The 14,903-nt window shown below is 37.5% G+C and carries 15 protein-coding genes; 9 read left to right on the forward strand and 6 right to left on the reverse strand.

Annotated features, from left to right (window positions below):
* Positions 1-98 precede the first annotated feature (98 nt).
* The 5 genes from OQX64_RS15175 to OQX64_RS15195 all read left to right on the forward strand — a co-directional run bounded on the left by OQX64_RS15175 (position 99) and on the right by OQX64_RS15195 (position 4,395).
* Positions 99-401, forward strand: coding sequence for a DUF2752 domain-containing protein (locus tag OQX64_RS15175; protein ID WP_265819383.1), 303 nt, complete (start codon positions 99-101; stop codon positions 399-401).
* Positions 402-406: 5 nt separating this feature from the next.
* Positions 407-778: a TM2 domain-containing protein gene (locus OQX64_RS15180; RefSeq protein ID WP_029281553.1), complete on the forward strand. Its 372-nt coding sequence runs from the start codon at positions 407-409 to the stop codon at positions 776-778.
* A 133-nt stretch (positions 779-911) separates the two neighbouring features.
* On the forward strand, positions 912-2,009 hold the full coding sequence (locus OQX64_RS15185; RefSeq protein WP_265819384.1) for a Nif3-like dinuclear metal center hexameric protein: 1,098 nt from the start codon (positions 912-914) through the stop codon (positions 2,007-2,009).
* Positions 2,009-2,752 (forward strand): zinc ribbon domain-containing protein, encoded by a 744-nt coding sequence (locus tag OQX64_RS15190; protein ID WP_088301263.1) that lies wholly within the window; start codon positions 2,009-2,011, stop codon positions 2,750-2,752. The genes OQX64_RS15185 and OQX64_RS15190 overlap by 1 nt, the downstream gene beginning before the upstream one ends.
* Positions 2,753-2,904: 152 nt before the next feature.
* The gene (locus tag OQX64_RS15195; RefSeq protein ID WP_265819385.1) at positions 2,905-4,395 is read left to right on the forward strand and encodes a tetratricopeptide repeat protein; all 1,491 of its coding nucleotides are present in this window, start codon (positions 2,905-2,907) and stop codon (positions 4,393-4,395) included.
* Here the strand turns inward: OQX64_RS15195 and OQX64_RS15200 are convergent.
* From OQX64_RS15200 to OQX64_RS15210, 3 genes are all read right to left on the reverse strand, one after another.
* Positions 4,392-5,471 (reverse strand): 3-oxoacyl-ACP synthase III family protein, encoded by a 1,080-nt coding sequence (locus OQX64_RS15200; protein ID WP_265819386.1) that lies wholly within the window; start codon positions 5,469-5,471, stop codon positions 4,392-4,394. The genes OQX64_RS15195 and OQX64_RS15200 overlap by 4 nt on opposite strands.
* 79 nt (positions 5,472-5,550) lie before the next feature.
* A complete protein-coding gene (locus OQX64_RS15205; protein ID WP_265819387.1) occupies positions 5,551-6,195 on the reverse strand; it encodes a response regulator transcription factor in 645 nt (214 codons plus the stop codon).
* Positions 6,196-6,200: 5 nt separating this feature from the next.
* A complete protein-coding gene (locus tag OQX64_RS15210) occupies positions 6,201-8,084 on the reverse strand; it encodes a 7TM diverse intracellular signaling domain-containing protein (RefSeq protein WP_265819388.1) in 1,884 nt (627 codons plus the stop codon).
* Between the two features lie 216 nt (positions 8,085-8,300).
* On the opposite strand from OQX64_RS15210, the gene OQX64_RS15215 reads away from it, so the two are divergent.
* Together OQX64_RS15215 and OQX64_RS15220 are read left to right on the forward strand one after the other, a co-directional pair.
* On the forward strand, positions 8,301-9,257 hold the full coding sequence (locus OQX64_RS15215) for a hypothetical protein (RefSeq protein ID WP_265819389.1): 957 nt from the start codon (positions 8,301-8,303) through the stop codon (positions 9,255-9,257).
* Between the two features lie 220 nt (positions 9,258-9,477).
* Positions 9,478-10,278, forward strand: a complete 801-nt coding sequence (locus OQX64_RS15220) for a hypothetical protein (RefSeq protein ID WP_265819390.1) — start codon at positions 9,478-9,480, stop codon at positions 10,276-10,278.
* Between the two features lies 1 nt (position 10,279).
* Here the strand turns inward: OQX64_RS15220 and OQX64_RS15225 are convergent, their stop codons facing one another.
* The 3 genes from OQX64_RS15225 to rsfS form a co-directional block, all read right to left on the reverse strand.
* Positions 10,280-10,924 carry a LutC/YkgG family protein gene (locus tag OQX64_RS15225; RefSeq protein ID WP_265819391.1) on the reverse strand — a complete coding sequence of 215 codons (645 nt, stop codon included), beginning with the start codon at positions 10,922-10,924 and terminating at the stop codon, positions 10,280-10,282.
* A 94-nt stretch (positions 10,925-11,018) separates the two neighbouring features.
* The gene (ftsH, locus tag OQX64_RS15230) at positions 11,019-13,127 is read right to left on the reverse strand and encodes an ATP-dependent zinc metalloprotease FtsH (protein WP_265819392.1); all 2,109 of its coding nucleotides are present in this window, start codon (positions 13,125-13,127) and stop codon (positions 11,019-11,021) included.
* 27 nt (positions 13,128-13,154) lie between these two features.
* The gene (gene rsfS, locus OQX64_RS15235) at positions 13,155-13,529 is read right to left on the reverse strand and encodes a ribosome silencing factor (protein ID WP_088301254.1); all 375 of its coding nucleotides are present in this window, start codon (positions 13,527-13,529) and stop codon (positions 13,155-13,157) included.
* A 44-nt stretch (positions 13,530-13,573) separates the two neighbouring features.
* On the opposite strand from rsfS, the gene OQX64_RS15240 reads away from it, so the two are divergent.
* Positions 13,574-14,350 carry a biotin--[acetyl-CoA-carboxylase] ligase gene (locus OQX64_RS15240; protein ID WP_265819393.1) on the forward strand — a complete coding sequence of 259 codons (777 nt, stop codon included), beginning with the start codon at positions 13,574-13,576 and terminating at the stop codon, positions 14,348-14,350.
* A gap of 8 nt (positions 14,351-14,358) precedes the next feature.
* Positions 14,359-14,808: a protein-disulfide reductase DsbD N-terminal domain-containing protein gene (locus tag OQX64_RS15245; protein ID WP_088301252.1), complete on the forward strand. Its 450-nt coding sequence runs from the start codon at positions 14,359-14,361 to the stop codon at positions 14,806-14,808.
* The last annotated feature ends 95 nt before the right edge of the window (positions 14,809-14,903 follow it).

The following is a 14,903-nucleotide window of genomic DNA, read 5'->3' on the forward strand; positions in this document are numbered from 1 at the left end:
GTACGGATTCGTCGGATTATATCTGCAGTTTGTCGAATAGGCACCCATCCGTGTAACAAAGCAAGTTTCAAATCCTCTAAAATACATAAATTGAAAACATGAAATACATTAAAAACTTCCCGTTAGAACTCATGTTCTGGGTGATGGCTTTAGTGTTACTGGCAACAGCAAATGGTCATGAGCATCACTTTACACTTTGTCCGTTGGCTAATTTAGGCTACCAGGGCTGGTGTCCGGGATGTGGATTGGGCAGGTCAATCAGCCATATTTTTCATGGCAATTTTGCCGAAAGTTTCGCTGAACACTGGTTCGGATTTCCGGCACTTTTAATTATAGTTTATAGAATATATATATTAATCAGAAATAAGAGAAACTTTAAAACTTTAGCCTTAAATACATAGAAACCATGGATATATTTCAATCACCTTTAATGTCGTTACCAGGTATAACGCCAGAAGAATATGCCTATTTGCAACAAGCCACAACAGGCTTAAATGAACAACAACTCCGCAATTTTTTAATGATTTACGGCAGCAGAAGAAAACAACCATCAGAAATTTTATTACTGGCCTTAATTGGTTTTGTAGGCTTCGCCGGAATACACAGATTCGTCATCGGACAAATCGGAATGGGTATTTTATACTTCTTTACTGGTGGTTTGTGTATGATTGGAACCATTGTTGATGTAATTAACCATAAAAGCCTGGCATTTGAATACAACCAGAAAGCGGTTTTCGAAAGTTTACAAATGGTAAGAATGGGTGGCGGATTTCAATAAACATCGAGAAATCCCGGCAGAAATTCAAAGTCCGCATCCGAAGAAAAATCGGTTTTGCGGACTTTTCGTTTTTTGTCAGGTTCTAAAATATTTTACTTTCAAACAGAAACCCTAAAATTTCTATATTTATGCCATGAGATTATCAGAAATAACGAATTACCTGGAAAGCATTGCCCCTTTGAATTATCAGGAAGACTATGATAATGCGGGATTAATTGTTGGCGATCCTAAAATGGAGATTCGTGCTGCCCTGGTTGCTTTAGATTGCATCGAATCCATTGTAGATGAAGCTATTTCTACAGGCTGTAACCTGATCATTACCCATCATCCCATCATTTTTAAAGGCCTGAAAAAACTTAATGGTAAAAACTATGTAGAACGCGTTGTGCTTAAGGCCATCAAAAATAATATTGCCTTATATGCCATTCATACCAATCTTGACAGCATTCATACCGGCGTCAATGCCCGAATTTGTGAACGTTTAGGCCTAACGGGAACGAAGGTGCTTTCGCCTAAAACAGGCTTATTAAAAAAACTGGTGACTTATTGTCCACATGCACAGGCAGAGCAATTGCGGTCGGCATTGTTTTATGCCGGTGCGGGAAACATTGGAAACTATAGCGAGTGCAGCTTTAATGCCGATGGTTTCGGAACATTCAAAGGAAATGAAGATGCCGATCCATTTGTTGGAGAAAAAGGTATTCGTCACCGCGAACCGGAAGTGCGGATTGAAATGGTTTATCCCACACAAGCGGAAAGAAAAATTTTAGTGGCGTTATTTGAAAATCACCCTTATGAAGAGGTGGCTTACGATATTTACCAGCTTGAGAACAAACATCAACTGGTTGGTTCTGGCATGATGGGCTGGCTGGAGTACGATATGGATGGCTATAATTTTTTGCATTTGGTAAAGGATCGTATGCAGGCTAAAGTAGTTAGGCACACGGAAGTAATTGGAAAAAGAATTAAAAAAGTGGCTGTATGCGGTGGTTCGGGGAGTTTCCTTTTAAAGGAGGCGATTGCTGCCGGGGCCGATGCTTTTATCACTGCAGATTTTAAATATCATGAGTTTTTTGATGCAGAAGAAAAAATCATCATTGCCGACATCGGACACTTTGAAACTGAACAATTTACATCCAATTTATTGCTTGAAATTATTCAGAAAAAATTTACTAACTTTGCAATCCGTTTAACGGAGCAAAATACAAACCCCATAAATTACTTGTTTTAATGGAACAAACCGTAGAACAAAAGCTAAAAGCTTTATACGAATTACAAAATATCCACACTAAAATTGATAAAATCCGTCAGGTACGTGGCGAGTTACCGATGGAAGTTGCCGACTTAGAAGATGATGTTCTAGGATTAGAAACCAGAATTTCAAAAATTAAGGCCGAACTTGATGACCTGGAAGATTCTATCGTAACGCGTAAAAACACAATAAAAGACGCCCAGTCTGCCATCAAAAAATACGATACTCAATTAAAAGAAGTTAAAAACAACCGTGAATACGATGCTTTAACCAAAGAGATTGAGATTCAAGGTTTAGATATTCAGGTTTCTGAGAAAAAAATTAAGGAACACGGTTTTGAAATTACTTCTAAAACAGAAATCTATGAAGCTGCAAAAGCAGAATTGGAAGGAAGGAAAAAAGATTTAGAGGTTAAAAAGAGCGAACTTGATGTAATCACTGCTGAAACTGAAAAAGAAGAGCAAGATTTACAAAAGAAAGCGGATAAGGCAGAGCCTCAAATTGAGGAGCGTTTATTGGTGGCTTACAAACGTTTGCGCAAAAATGCAGTTAACGGTTTGGCTGTTGTAACCATCGATCGTGATTCATGCTCAGGATGCTTTAACCAGATTCCTCCTCAACGTCAGCTGGATATCCGTCAACGTAAGAAAATTATCGTTTGCGAGCACTGTGGCCGTATATTGGTTGATGAGGCTTTAACACATGAAGTTGCAGAAGGCTAATCAGCACCTTTAATAAAGATTATAAAAACGTCCCGAGAATATCGGGGCGTTTTTTATTTTATACGCAAAACAAGAATAACATTTCAACGTTTAGTTCTTATTTAAGTTTACACGCTCCAAACATCAATTCATCCAAACGTATATCATATCAAATGACTAAGACACAGCGTTTCATTATTCTTTCTGCTCTGTTAATATTTCCGTCTACCTCTCTATTTGCGAACTTTGATTTTAACAGCAATTGTCTGAAGGCGTATAAAAGTATTTTTGAACTAAAACTGGGTAATGCCAGGGCTTACATCTCTACCGAAAAAAAACAGCACCCCAATAATTCCATTATTCCACTGCTGGAAAATTATGTTGATTATTTTACACTGGTTACATCAGAAAGCAAAGCTGATTTTGATCGGCTTAAGGGTAATAAATCCGTACGTTTAGATCAAATTAGTGACGATGACAAAAAATCACCATATTATCTTTATGCACAGGCTGAAATAAATTTACAATGGGCTTTAATTCGGGGCCGTTTTGGAGAGTTTTTTAATGCGGCGATGGAAGTGAAGAAAGCCAATAGCTACCTTCAGGAAAACGCCAGGAAATTCCCGGATTTTCAACTCAACTTTAAAGGTCTCGGTTTAATCAATGCCGTTTTAGGAAATCTGCCTGATGGTGCATTAAAGACAGCCTTATCTGCTTTTGGTATTAAAGGAAACCTTGAAACAGGGCTGAATATGTTTGAAAAACTTGCAGATAACCTGCCTAAATCTACCTATGAGCCATTTTATGATGAAGTGGTTTTTTATTATGCTTACGTACTTAGTGATGTGGCCCATAGTCCGTCTGCTTATGCCAAAACAATGAAATATACGGAGCGCATCGCAGATACCAGTCTTTTAAAAAGCTATCTACAAGGTTATGTTTGTTTGAAAAATGCACATAACGACGAAGCCATTCAAATTTTAGCTAAAAAGCCGGAAAGCGGGGTTTATCAGCCCTTTCCTTATCTTGATTATCTGGAGGGTCTCGCTCATCTCAATAAATTAGATCTTAATGCGGGTATTTATTTTAACCGCTTTTTACAGTCGAATAAGGGAGTGAATTATATTAAAGATGCCAATCTTCATCTTGCATGGATTTCGCTTTTAAAAGGTGATAAAGCCGGGTATAATACATTTGTGGCTAAAGCTATAAACAACGGTTACCTCTTTACGGAAAAAGATAAGCAAGCTAAAAATGAGGCAGCGGCACCTTTGCCACCTGTCGATCTCCTGAAAACCAGGTTATTATTTGATGGAGGATACTTAACCAAAGCCCTGCAGGTACTGGCTGACAGGCAAACCGCAGATTATGCAAGTGAAAAAGACAAAGCTGAATTTAATTATCGATTAGGCAGGGTTTATGATGGGTTAAATAAAGATGATCAGGCATTGGTTTATTACCAATCCGCCATTAACCAGGGTAAAGGCTTAAAGTATTATTTTGCGGCAAATTCTGCCGTGCAAATGGGCAAAATTTATGAGAAAAAGAAGAATGCTGTAAAAGCAAAAGAGGCTTTCAATACGGCCATAGCCATGAAAAATCACGAATATGAAAACAGCATTGAAAGCCAGGCGAAAGCAGGTTTAAAAAGGCTGGCTAATTAAAACCGATATACAAATGCATTAATGTGCATTCCTGCACCTACTGAAGCGAAAACGGCAACGTCTCCTGCTTTAACTTTATATCCTTTAACTTCCTCTTTTAAAACCAGATCCAGCAAGGTAGGCACGGTGGCAACGGAACTGTTGCCTAACCACGAAATGGTCATAGGTACCAGGTTTTCAGGAACGGTATCTTTGCCATAAAGTTTAAATAAACGTTTCATTATGGCGGTATCCATTTTGCCATTTGCCTGGTGAACAAATACAATGTTTACATCTTCTACACTTAATCCGGCCTTATCAATAGCCTTTTTGATGACTTGTGGAACCTGAACGACAGCAAATTCATATAATTTACGACCATTCATCTTCAAATAGTAATTGCCATTTGTTTCTTCCGGATGTGCGCCTTTGCCCATCGTAAGTAAATTACCATAGTTAACAGCATGGGTTTCTGTTTTATGTGCAATGATCCCTTTCTTTTGCGTCTCTTCTTCTTTTCCTTCAAAAATGACTGCACCTGCACCATCTGAAAAAATCATACTATCACGATCGTGTGGATCAATGATTCTGCTCAACGTTTCTGCACCAATTACCATTACCTTTTTGGCATCTCCGCTTTTAATAAAATAATTGGCCTGTATAGCACCCTGTACCCAACCCGGACAGCCAAAGATGATGTCATAAGCAACACAATCTGGATTTAAAATCCCCAGCTGTTGTTTTACCTTTGCGGCGAGTGACGGCAAAATATCTGTTCTGTTGCTGCCTAATGGAATGTCTCCGAAGTTATGACAAAAGATAATGTAGTCTAATGTTTCCTTATCAATACCTGCATTTTCAATGGCCTTTTCTGCAGCTTTTGCGCCAATATGATTGCTTAACAGCTCTTCCCCAACGTATCTTCGTTCTATGATTTCTGTGATCTCAGAGAACTTGTGAATAATCTCTGCAGGATCTTTATCAATACGATTTCCGTTCTCAAAAAAAGTCGAATTCAGGAATTCGTTACCAGAAATTATATGGTCAGGAATATAACTTCCCGTACCGGTTATTACTGTATTTATTACTTTGCTCATAAATTATAATACCGCATACTAAAACGGTATGTAGTATAAAAATATCAATTATATTCGAATTTGGAAAATAAATAAATTTTTAGCGTTGCTTATTTTCGAGTGCAAACTTTAATAATCCGCTTTTACCAGTCACATTTAACTTCTGGGCCATATTTTTACGGTGTGTATCAACAGTATTTAAACTGATAAATAATTTTTGGGCAATCTGCATGGAGGTGTAATCTTCACGGATGAGCTGGAGTATTTCCATTTCTCTGGAGGTAAGGTTATGCCTTTTTTGAAATTGATCATCAATGTTATAAACTGCGTTGGATTGTACAATGGTTTTTACTTTATTAAAGTGCTTTTCGCCATTCTGAATGCCCGTAAGAATTTTGAATAAGGTTTCGGCATCGGTATCCTTCTGAACAAAGGCCTTTACGCCTATTTCTTCGAGCTTGGTGGCCAGTTTTGTTGTATGATACATCGAGAGTACCATGATTTTAACAGCTGGAAATAATTGCCTGATCTTTTCAGAAGCCGTTTCGCCATCCATAACCGGCATATTTAAATCGATGATTAAAATATCCGGCAAATGGTGATTGAGCAGGTGCAGCATTTCCTTGCCGTTGGCAGCTGTACCGATGATTTTAAATTGAGCCTGTGTAGAAAGGATGGCCGATAATCCTTCGGCAAATAGTTTATGATCATCGACAATCATTATGGTAATGTGGTCTTTTTCCATGCTTATTAGGAATTTAATGGAATATCAATGCTGGTGGTGGTGCCGTTTGGATTGCTGTCAATCTGTATTCTACCATTCAGATATTTGACCCGCGAGCGGATGTTTTGTAGACCAAGGCCGTTTTTATCGGTTTCCGGATTAAAACCGATGCCATTATCTTCTGCCATAATATTGATTCTGTCATCAAATGATAAGATTTGTATGGTCGCCATGGAAGCACAGGAATGCCTGATGATGTTGTTGATCAGTTCATTTACCATCCGGTAAATGGTAATTTCCATTGCACTATGGATAGGATGCTCCACCTGAAATATAAAATCAAAAACTATTTTACCAGAATGGTTAAGACTTTTGAAATGTTCATTCAGGGTTTCAATTAAGCCTGCATGTTCAAAATTTTTAGGCATCAGGTTATGTGAAATGGCCCTGAGGTCTATACAGGCTTTTTCAATCATGCCAATAGTTTGATCATAGAAGGAACGTTCTGCTTCAGTGAGCTGAAGCGCTTTGCGCTGAAAAGCGGTGATGTTGAGTTTGATGATGGACAGCGTGCCACCCAGATCATCATGGAGATCTCTGGCCAAACGGCTTCGTTCATCCTCCTGCGCATTGAAAATACCATCTGCAAGTTCTATCTGGTGTTTGCTCTTTTCTTCCAGCAGTACCTCCTTTTCCTTTTTTAAAAAATTGTAGCGTTGTGTAAGGGCAAAGGATAAAAAAATAATCTCTGCCGTTAAACCCACCACAAGTCCGTTGGGCTTGAAAAGATTAAAATTGGTAATGCCTAAAGTGTTAAACACATAGTTAAACACCCCAAATAAAAGCATTATGGTAGCAGTGAGGTAATACCAGCCCAGTGTATAACCGGCCTTAATTCTTTCTGTTACGCAGATGACGATAATGATGACGGTGAGCAGTGCCAAAAGGTTGTTGATGTAAAAAACCGTTTTTTCAAGAAGTATAAACGATTTAAACAGCATGAACACCGGGATGGCAGACATCATCCAGCAGAAGCGTTTATAGAGATTTGTAAACCTGAATAGGCGGCTGTTGGACTGGTTCTGATTGATGAAAAGCTGCATCACCTGGATTAATAAACCACAGCTCAGGGAAGCCATAATCAAGCGCATATAATCCTGCAGACCAGGAAAATCGGGGTAAAACCACTGAAAAGCCAGTCCTTCTTCTTCCAGGATAAAAATCAACGTACAAAAAATATATAGCGCATAATATAAATGAATGCGATCTCTGACGGAGGTAAATAATAACAGGTTAAAAATGACAGCAAAAATGAAAACCCCGGTATAAAATCCAAATAAAGTATGTTGCGGGATTTCCGCCTGGATAATATTGATATCGCGGCCGATCGACATGGGCATATACATATTCTGCCCGCGTTTATCTGCCCACAAGAAAAAGGTAGCTTTTTCTTGTGCAGTCAATATGATGGGATAAATGAAGCTGCGGTTTTGGTAAGGTCTTTTTTTAAACGGAAAATGATCTCCGGTTAAGCCAAGAGGATGAATTTTCCCGCTTTCATCCTGTTTATAAAGTTGTAACCTGTTGACGCTTGAGCTGTGTTCTTTAAACATCAGGTGAACGGCCTGATCTAAAGTATTTTCGACATCAAAAGCAATCCAGAAATAGGATTGGGTATAGCCCTTGCTAAAAACTTTTCCCGGAGTAAGTGGCGTGAGCTTACGGACATTCTTGTATCGCACAATAGAATCAATGGTCAGGTTCAAATGCTTGTCTTCATAAAAATAACCATGTTTGCTGATACTGTACTTAAGGGCGGTATCAATTAAAATTGGATTTCCTGTTTGGGCAGAACATAAGCGTAGAGAAAGAAAAATAAGTAAAATCAGATTGAATAAATTTTTATTCATCGTTGGAGCGTTTGTTAGTAAAAATATAAAATTAAAAATGCATTTGCTCATCAGGCATAAAGTTTCCCTTATTTTATATCTAACCTCATATAAGTGTTAAACATTTAAATATAAATCGGTTATGAATATTTGAATATACCGGATAGCGGGTATATGCGGGATGGATGGCTTGGTATTACTTTTACTGAATCTCAAACAATCTAAAAAACGCAAATCATGAAAAAGCTCTTAACCGTATTGTTTTATTGCCTGCTTATTGGTCAGTCTTTCGGCCAGTCAAATGGCAAAAGCACCGATATTATCGGACAGTCCTTTGTAACCAAAACCAATATTTCAGTAAAAGTTTATGATCCGATAAACAATAAAATTGATACGAGCCTATCTTTTTTATTAAAAAACGACACAAAATTTCATATATACGAAATAGTAGAAAATGGTTATATAATATCAGTGTGGAATTATAGTATTGATTCAAACAAAGTAAAATTCTATAATCAGTTAACTGAAAATAGATCAAAAGACAGGAATGCGACGAAATCGTTTAATAGAAATAAAAATAACACAAGAGGTTCCAAGAATGTTGATTCGGCTTATAGAATATTCAAATCTGATATTGGAATTGACACGGCACAAATAAAAAATAAGACCTTACATAATTTTAAATATAAAAATTTGGCCTATGTTGATTCTTGGGGGAATAACATGCAGTTTTTTATTTCGCTTAAAGACTTTAATGATAAATGTGAATCTATCTACCCGCATAAAAAAGGATTTACCTGGGGTTTTTTAACATTACCGATTAAGGCTAGATTTGGCAATTCGAAGGCACCATTTACTTTTGAAGAAAAGATAAATTTTGGAATATCTGCGGGTATGAGATGGCAGCATGTTAATAGGGTATATTCTGCCAGCAATTTGCTAGGAGGCGTATCAGTAGGTGGTGTTAAACTTGACAAAGACAATTCTGCTTCTGCGCTGTCTTTTTCCGCAGGATATATGTATCAATATGACAAGTTCCAGATAGGGCTGTTTACAGGCGTGGACTTTATTGATAAATCTGCTACTGCAGTCAGCTGGGGATACCAGGGAAAGCCATGGGTAGGTTTTGCCATTGGATTTAGCTTGTTTGGCCAGGGTAATCCAACCGTAGCTGGAGAACAAAGTCAGAAATAATCCATTGAAAACTATTTATCCGGTTATGAAAAAAATAACGCTTCTTATTCTATCACTATCTTGTTTTATACAAATTAAAGCACAAGATTCCACGCGCTATCTGAATCTTAGGTTCATAGACTTTTATCGTCAAAACCATCCATTATCTTATTTTGCGCCACTAGGAGAGTTAGGATCTAAAAATAAGTATGTTTTTACAGCCAGGTTAACCACTTCATTTATGGCGTTAGGAACAAAAGGATCAAGATTAGCCATCGCAATAGTGCCAGACTTTACAATCAGAATGCTTAATATCAAATCAAGTCCAGTTTACACACCGGATTTTCGGATTGGTGTTGCGGCATATTATCGGTTAAATACTGATGAAGTTAATTACAAATATGGTACCGCTGGTTTTATGCACCATTCCAATGGCCAAGATGATACACCAAGGCCAATTGTTGGAACATTAAGTTATAAAAACTGGGATTTTTATACGAATTATGTTTATTTGAGATATAATTGGGGTAAAATAGACCATGATGATTTAGCCACCTGGACCTCTATAAATCATCAGCTTGAATTTAAAAATCAGATCTTTAATTATAATCCCATTTTAAAAGGTGATTATGGTTTTAGTAGAATCAGCTATAACTTTTCATACCGCACTTATGTTTATTTTAAAGATTTGTTCACCGAAAATGATATCTTGCTTACAGCAAAAAATAAAGGGAAACTTCAGGAAACAAATAGTGGATATCTTAACAAAGAACGATTTCGCTGGAATTTAGACATTTCTTACGCAGTTAATAAATATGATAATTATAATTTTTTTGCAACGAAGAGAAGGTTAAATGCAGAAGCTTCAGGATTTTATTCGCCATTTTTTATGCGACAAACGGCCTTTAGTCTCGCGGTTGGATATTATGGCGAAGATCCCTACAATATTTATTTTAAAGATCGTTACGCCTGGGTTAGAGCAGGAATAGCCGTAGGCTTTTTAAAGTATACAGCTAAGAGCAAGGGATATGTGAGCAATTAAATTAACTCAAATCATCAATCATAAAAACAAAAAGCTCTTTCGGACCGTGGGCGCCCAAAACCAGTGTTTTTTCGATGTCTGCGGTTCTGCTTGGGCCGGTAATGTTACTGATCATGGAAGGAATCTGATTACCGTATTTATTTTTTAATAACTGAAAACCATCTTTCAGGTCTAAAACCAACTGGCTGGTTTTCGCAATCACAATGTGATGGTGTGGAAAGATGCTTAATCTTCTGCCAGCGGCACCACTGTTGCTTACCATTACGCTTCCGTTGCGGGCAATCAGGGCTTCGCAGAGTGTAATACCCACTTCAGCCTGTTCAAAATCTTTATCCGTCTGATAAAAGGGAAACTCATATTTGGCTAAAAAATCCTGAAGTTCTGGTTCCCAGCAATAGATTTTACGCCATTTAAATCGATCAGCCAATTGAAGCATGTTTTCAAAAAAATCGATCCCATCTTCACAAAAAATAAAATTACCAGATATTGCTGTAAGTTGTTCAGCAAATAAAACTTCAAGTTCGTCTGCATTTTTCTTATACAACGGACTTTCCTCTAAATTTGGATATGGATTTTCACGTTTTTCTAAAAGTGCTTTTCTTATTTTTTTTAAGATCTGCTCTTTCGCTGTCGTATTATCTTTCATTGGAATAAAAAAATGAACCCTTGAACTTATCAAAGCTCAAGGGTTCAAACATATGTATAATTGTGTTGATATGCAATTTAACGCATAATAACCATTACTCTTTTTCTGCTGCCGGATTTAATCCGTTCACTTCTTTATTGATATCGGTATCGCTTACACCATCATGAATAAGTCCTTCAGCGGCCGGACTTTGGTCTCCGGTTCCGTTTACAAATTCATCATAAGTTGTGCGGGCATCAAAAGGACGCTTGCCTAAAATTTCTTCCAGATCTGCCTGGAATAAAATCTCTTTTTCCAGGAGTTTTTGCGCGAGTTTTTCTAAGCCATCCTGTTTGTCAAGCAATAATTGTTTGGTTTTGATATACACATCGCCAATCAATTTACGAACCTCTACATCAATCAGTTCAGATGTTTTTTCAGAATAGGGTTTGTTAAAGTTGTATTCGTTCTGTGGATCATGGAAAGAAACATTTCCTACTGCTTCATTCATACCATAAATACTTACCATAGCATATGATAATTTAGTGATACGCTCCAAATCATTTTGTGCACCAGTTGAAATCTTGCCAAAAGTAATATCTTCAGCCACACGGCCACCCATTGTCATACACATACCATCAATTAATTGCTCAGTGGTGTATAGGAATTGCTCCTTCGGAAGATATTGCGCATAACCTAATGCCGCTACGCCACGCGGAACAATCGAAACTTTAACCAATGGATCGGCATGTTCTAAGAACCAGCCCGCAATGGCATGACCTGCTTCGTGATATGCAACTATTCGTTTTTCTTCAGGAGAGATGATTTTATTTTTCTTCTCCAAACCACCAATCACACGGTCAATGGCATCCTGAAAGTCTTGCATATCAACCTGTTCTTTGTTTCTACGCGCAGCAATCAAAGCCGCTTCATTACAAACATTGGCAATTTCTGCACCGGCAAAGCCAGGGGTTTGTGCAGATAGTTTTTTAGCATCTACTTCTTCGGATGTTTTAATTGGTTTTAAGTGAACATTGAAAATATGCTCACGGCCAACTAAATCCGGCTTATCGATAGAAATCTGCCTGTCGAAACGACCTGGACGTAAAAGTGCTGAATCCAGTACATCCGGGCGGTTGGTTGCGGCCAGGATGATAATTCCTGAATCGGTTCCGAAACCATCCATTTCAACCAATAATTGGTTTAAGGTATTTTCACGTTCATCGTTTCCGCCCATCACACTGTTTTTACCACGTGCACGGCCAATGGCATCAACCTCATCAATAAAGATGATACATGGCGCCTTGTCTTTGGCTTGTTTAAACAAATCCCTTACACGTGATGCACCAACACCTACAAACATCTCTACGAAATCTGAACCAGATAAAGAGAAGAAAGGTACCTGCGCTTCACCTGCAACGGCTTTTGCCAATAGGGTTTTACCTGTGCCGGGAGAACCAACCAATAATGCGCCTTTAGGTATTTTACCACCCAGGTTCGTGTATTTTTTAGGGTTTTTAAGGAAATCTACAATTTCCATCACCTCTTGTTTCGCTTCTTCAAGACCAGCTACATCATTAAATGTGATGTTTACCTGGCTTTCTTTATCAAATAAAGTAGCTTTTGATTTACCGATACTGAAAATCTGACCTCCGCCAGCACCTCCGCCGCCCATACGGCGCATCATAAAAATCCAGAATCCAATTAAAAGCAATAAGGGAAGACCAATATTAACCAGTAAACCCATGAAAGGATTGCTGCGGCTATCTTTTTCAGCTAGAATTGGTTTTTGTCCGGGAGGCAGGTTTTTCTGAGATTCGGCTAATTGCTTATCCAGACCATCCATTGTACCCGCATTGAAATATACCGTAGGGCCGGTGTTTACTGCAGAAAAAGTACCCGTGCTTTTATATTTTTTATATTCAGGTTTATTTTTCAGGGCTTCAGGTTTGATGTAAACTTCAACCTTAACCAAATCTTCTGACCGGTAAGCCACTAAACGTTCAACATCTCCGGTTAAAAGCATTTTGCTTTCAAATTCCGGGTAATCTACTTTTTTGCCACCATCACCAGAAAATAATAACTGGGCAGCGATAACAGCTATAATGATTGCTGCATAAATCCAGAAAACATTAAACTTTGGTCCTTTTTGTGGTTTTTTAGGAATGTTTGGTATTTTTCTTCCTATTTTTTTATTGTCGTTTATATTCTGATTATCGTTCATTGTCTTGTTCAAAATGGTTCTAACAGGTTATGCGCTTTGGTAATTTGTACTTTCAGCGTCTCCCCACAATTCTTCTATGCCATAAAAGTGGCGCTTTTCAGTTTTAAAAATGTGCACAACCACATCAAAATAATCAAGAATAATCCAATCTGCAGATTCCTGACCCTCTTTATGTCTTGGGTCGGCCTGAGTGGCCTTAAATATCTCTTTTTCTACACTATCTGCAATTGCTTTAACCTGAGTGCCGGAGTTGGCACTTGCAATTATAAAATAATCAGCTACTGAGGTGTGAATATTTCTAAGATCTAACCGCACTATATCTTCTCCTTTTTTTTCCTGTATGCCTTGTACAGCTAACTCAGAAAGGTAAGTAGAAAGGGCTACTATTTTCTTTTTTACCATTAAAATGCTTTAATTTTGGAATTATTATATTATAAATTCAACACTTGCAAAATAACACTTTTTCAACACTATTTGTTGGTCAAAATTTAATCAAATTAAAAGAGGTTGATTCTACCAATAACTTTTTAAAGGATCTGTTGTCAAAATCCGAGCCATTAGCTGAAGGTACTGTTATTATGGCAGATAATCAGGTTTCAGGAAGAGGACAGCAACAGCTGGTTTGGCAAACGGAACCCGGTAAGAATATCAGCATGAGCCTGTATCTGAAACCCGCATTCTTACCCCTTAATAAACAGTTTTATTTAAATATGGCAGTTAGTTTAGCTGTAAGAGAAGCTTTAGGTGATTTTATAGCTGAGGGGGTAAAAATCAAATGGCCTAATGATATTTATTACAGCAATAAAAAAATGGGCGGAATATTAATTGAAAACACACTGACAGGTGCTGTAATTAAATCTTCTGTTATTGGCATTGGTTTGAACATCAACCAGGTAATTTTTGCAGAGAGTATAGGTAACAAGGCTACTTCGCTGATGCAGATCATACAAAAGGAAACTGATTTGATGAACATTTTACAAAAAATTTCCATCTTTATGGAAAAATATTACCTCCTGTTGAAATCCGGCAGTTATGATATTTTACATAAAAATTACCTAAGCCAATTATACCATTATGATGTTAAGGCATCTTACTTTGCAAACGGAGAAGTTTTTGAAGGCGTAATTATGGGGGTAGATGAACGTGGCCGATTAATTATGCATACTGCGAAAGAACAGAAAACGTTCAATTTTAAAGAAATAGAATTTATACACACAAAATAAAACACACAATGAAAAAAATCACACTTGTACTATCTCTGGTATTATTTACCATTGCAGGAGCCTTTGCTCAAATTGAAAAACCGGTAACCTGGTCTTATGCCGCAAAAAAAATCAGTAAAACAGAGGCCGTTCTATATTTAAAGGCAACGATAGAAGACAGGTGGCATATTTATTCGCAGAATGTGAAGGATGGCGGCCCCGTAAAAACAACATTTACTTTTTCTCCTTCTAAAGATTTTTCATTAGTCGGAAAACCGGTTGAGCCGAAAGCCATTGTGAAATATGAAGATACTTTTAAAATGAATGTGAGCTATTTTGAAAAATCGGTGATTTTTCAACAAAAGATTAAACTAAATAAAGCTGCCACAACAGTTAAGGGTAAAGTAGAATTTATGGTTTGTAACGATAAGCAATGCCTTCCTCCGGAAGAGATTGAATTTAGTATTCCGGTTAAATAATTGATCATAAGAAACTTAGAAACAGTCCCGACAAAATCGGGACTGTTTCGTTTTAAAGTAAAATCTATCTGTCATCACCACTTCCCGGCTTATCA

It is taken from the genome of Pedobacter sp. GR22-10 (assembly GCF_026239715.1).
Classification (GTDB): Bacteria; Bacteroidota; Bacteroidia; order Sphingobacteriales; family Sphingobacteriaceae; genus Pedobacter.

Coding starts and splice junctions, on each gene's coding strand:
- OQX64_RS15175 (WP_265819383.1), top strand. CDS start 99: ATGAAATACATTAAAAACTTCCCGTTAGAACTCATGTTCTGGGTGATG.
- OQX64_RS15180 (WP_029281553.1), top strand. CDS start 407: ATGGATATATTTCAATCACCTTTAATGTCGTTACCAGGTATAACGCCA.
- OQX64_RS15185 (WP_265819384.1), top strand. CDS start 912: ATGAGATTATCAGAAATAACGAATTACCTGGAAAGCATTGCCCCTTTG.
- OQX64_RS15190 (WP_088301263.1), top strand. CDS start 2,009: ATGGAACAAACCGTAGAACAAAAGCTAAAAGCTTTATACGAATTACAA.
- OQX64_RS15195 (WP_265819385.1), top strand. CDS start 2,905: ATGACTAAGACACAGCGTTTCATTATTCTTTCTGCTCTGTTAATATTT.
- OQX64_RS15200 (WP_265819386.1), bottom strand. CDS start 5,471: ATGAGCAAAGTAATAAATACAGTAATAACCGGTACGGGAAGTTATATT.
- OQX64_RS15205 (WP_265819387.1), bottom strand. CDS start 6,195: ATGGAAAAAGACCACATTACCATAATGATTGTCGATGATCATAAACTA.
- OQX64_RS15210 (WP_265819388.1), bottom strand. CDS start 8,084: ATGAATAAAAATTTATTCAATCTGATTTTACTTATTTTTCTTTCTCTA.
- OQX64_RS15215 (WP_265819389.1), top strand. CDS start 8,301: ATGAAAAAGCTCTTAACCGTATTGTTTTATTGCCTGCTTATTGGTCAG.
- OQX64_RS15220 (WP_265819390.1), top strand. CDS start 9,478: ATGGCGTTAGGAACAAAAGGATCAAGATTAGCCATCGCAATAGTGCCA.
- OQX64_RS15225 (WP_265819391.1), bottom strand. CDS start 10,924: ATGAAAGATAATACGACAGCGAAAGAGCAGATCTTAAAAAAAATAAGA.
- ftsH (WP_265819392.1), bottom strand. CDS start 13,127: ATGAACGATAATCAGAATATAAACGACAATAAAAAAATAGGAAGAAAA.
- rsfS (WP_088301254.1), bottom strand. CDS start 13,529: ATGGTAAAAAAGAAAATAGTAGCCCTTTCTACTTACCTTTCTGAGTTA.
- OQX64_RS15245 (WP_088301252.1), top strand. CDS start 14,359: ATGAAAAAAATCACACTTGTACTATCTCTGGTATTATTTACCATTGCA.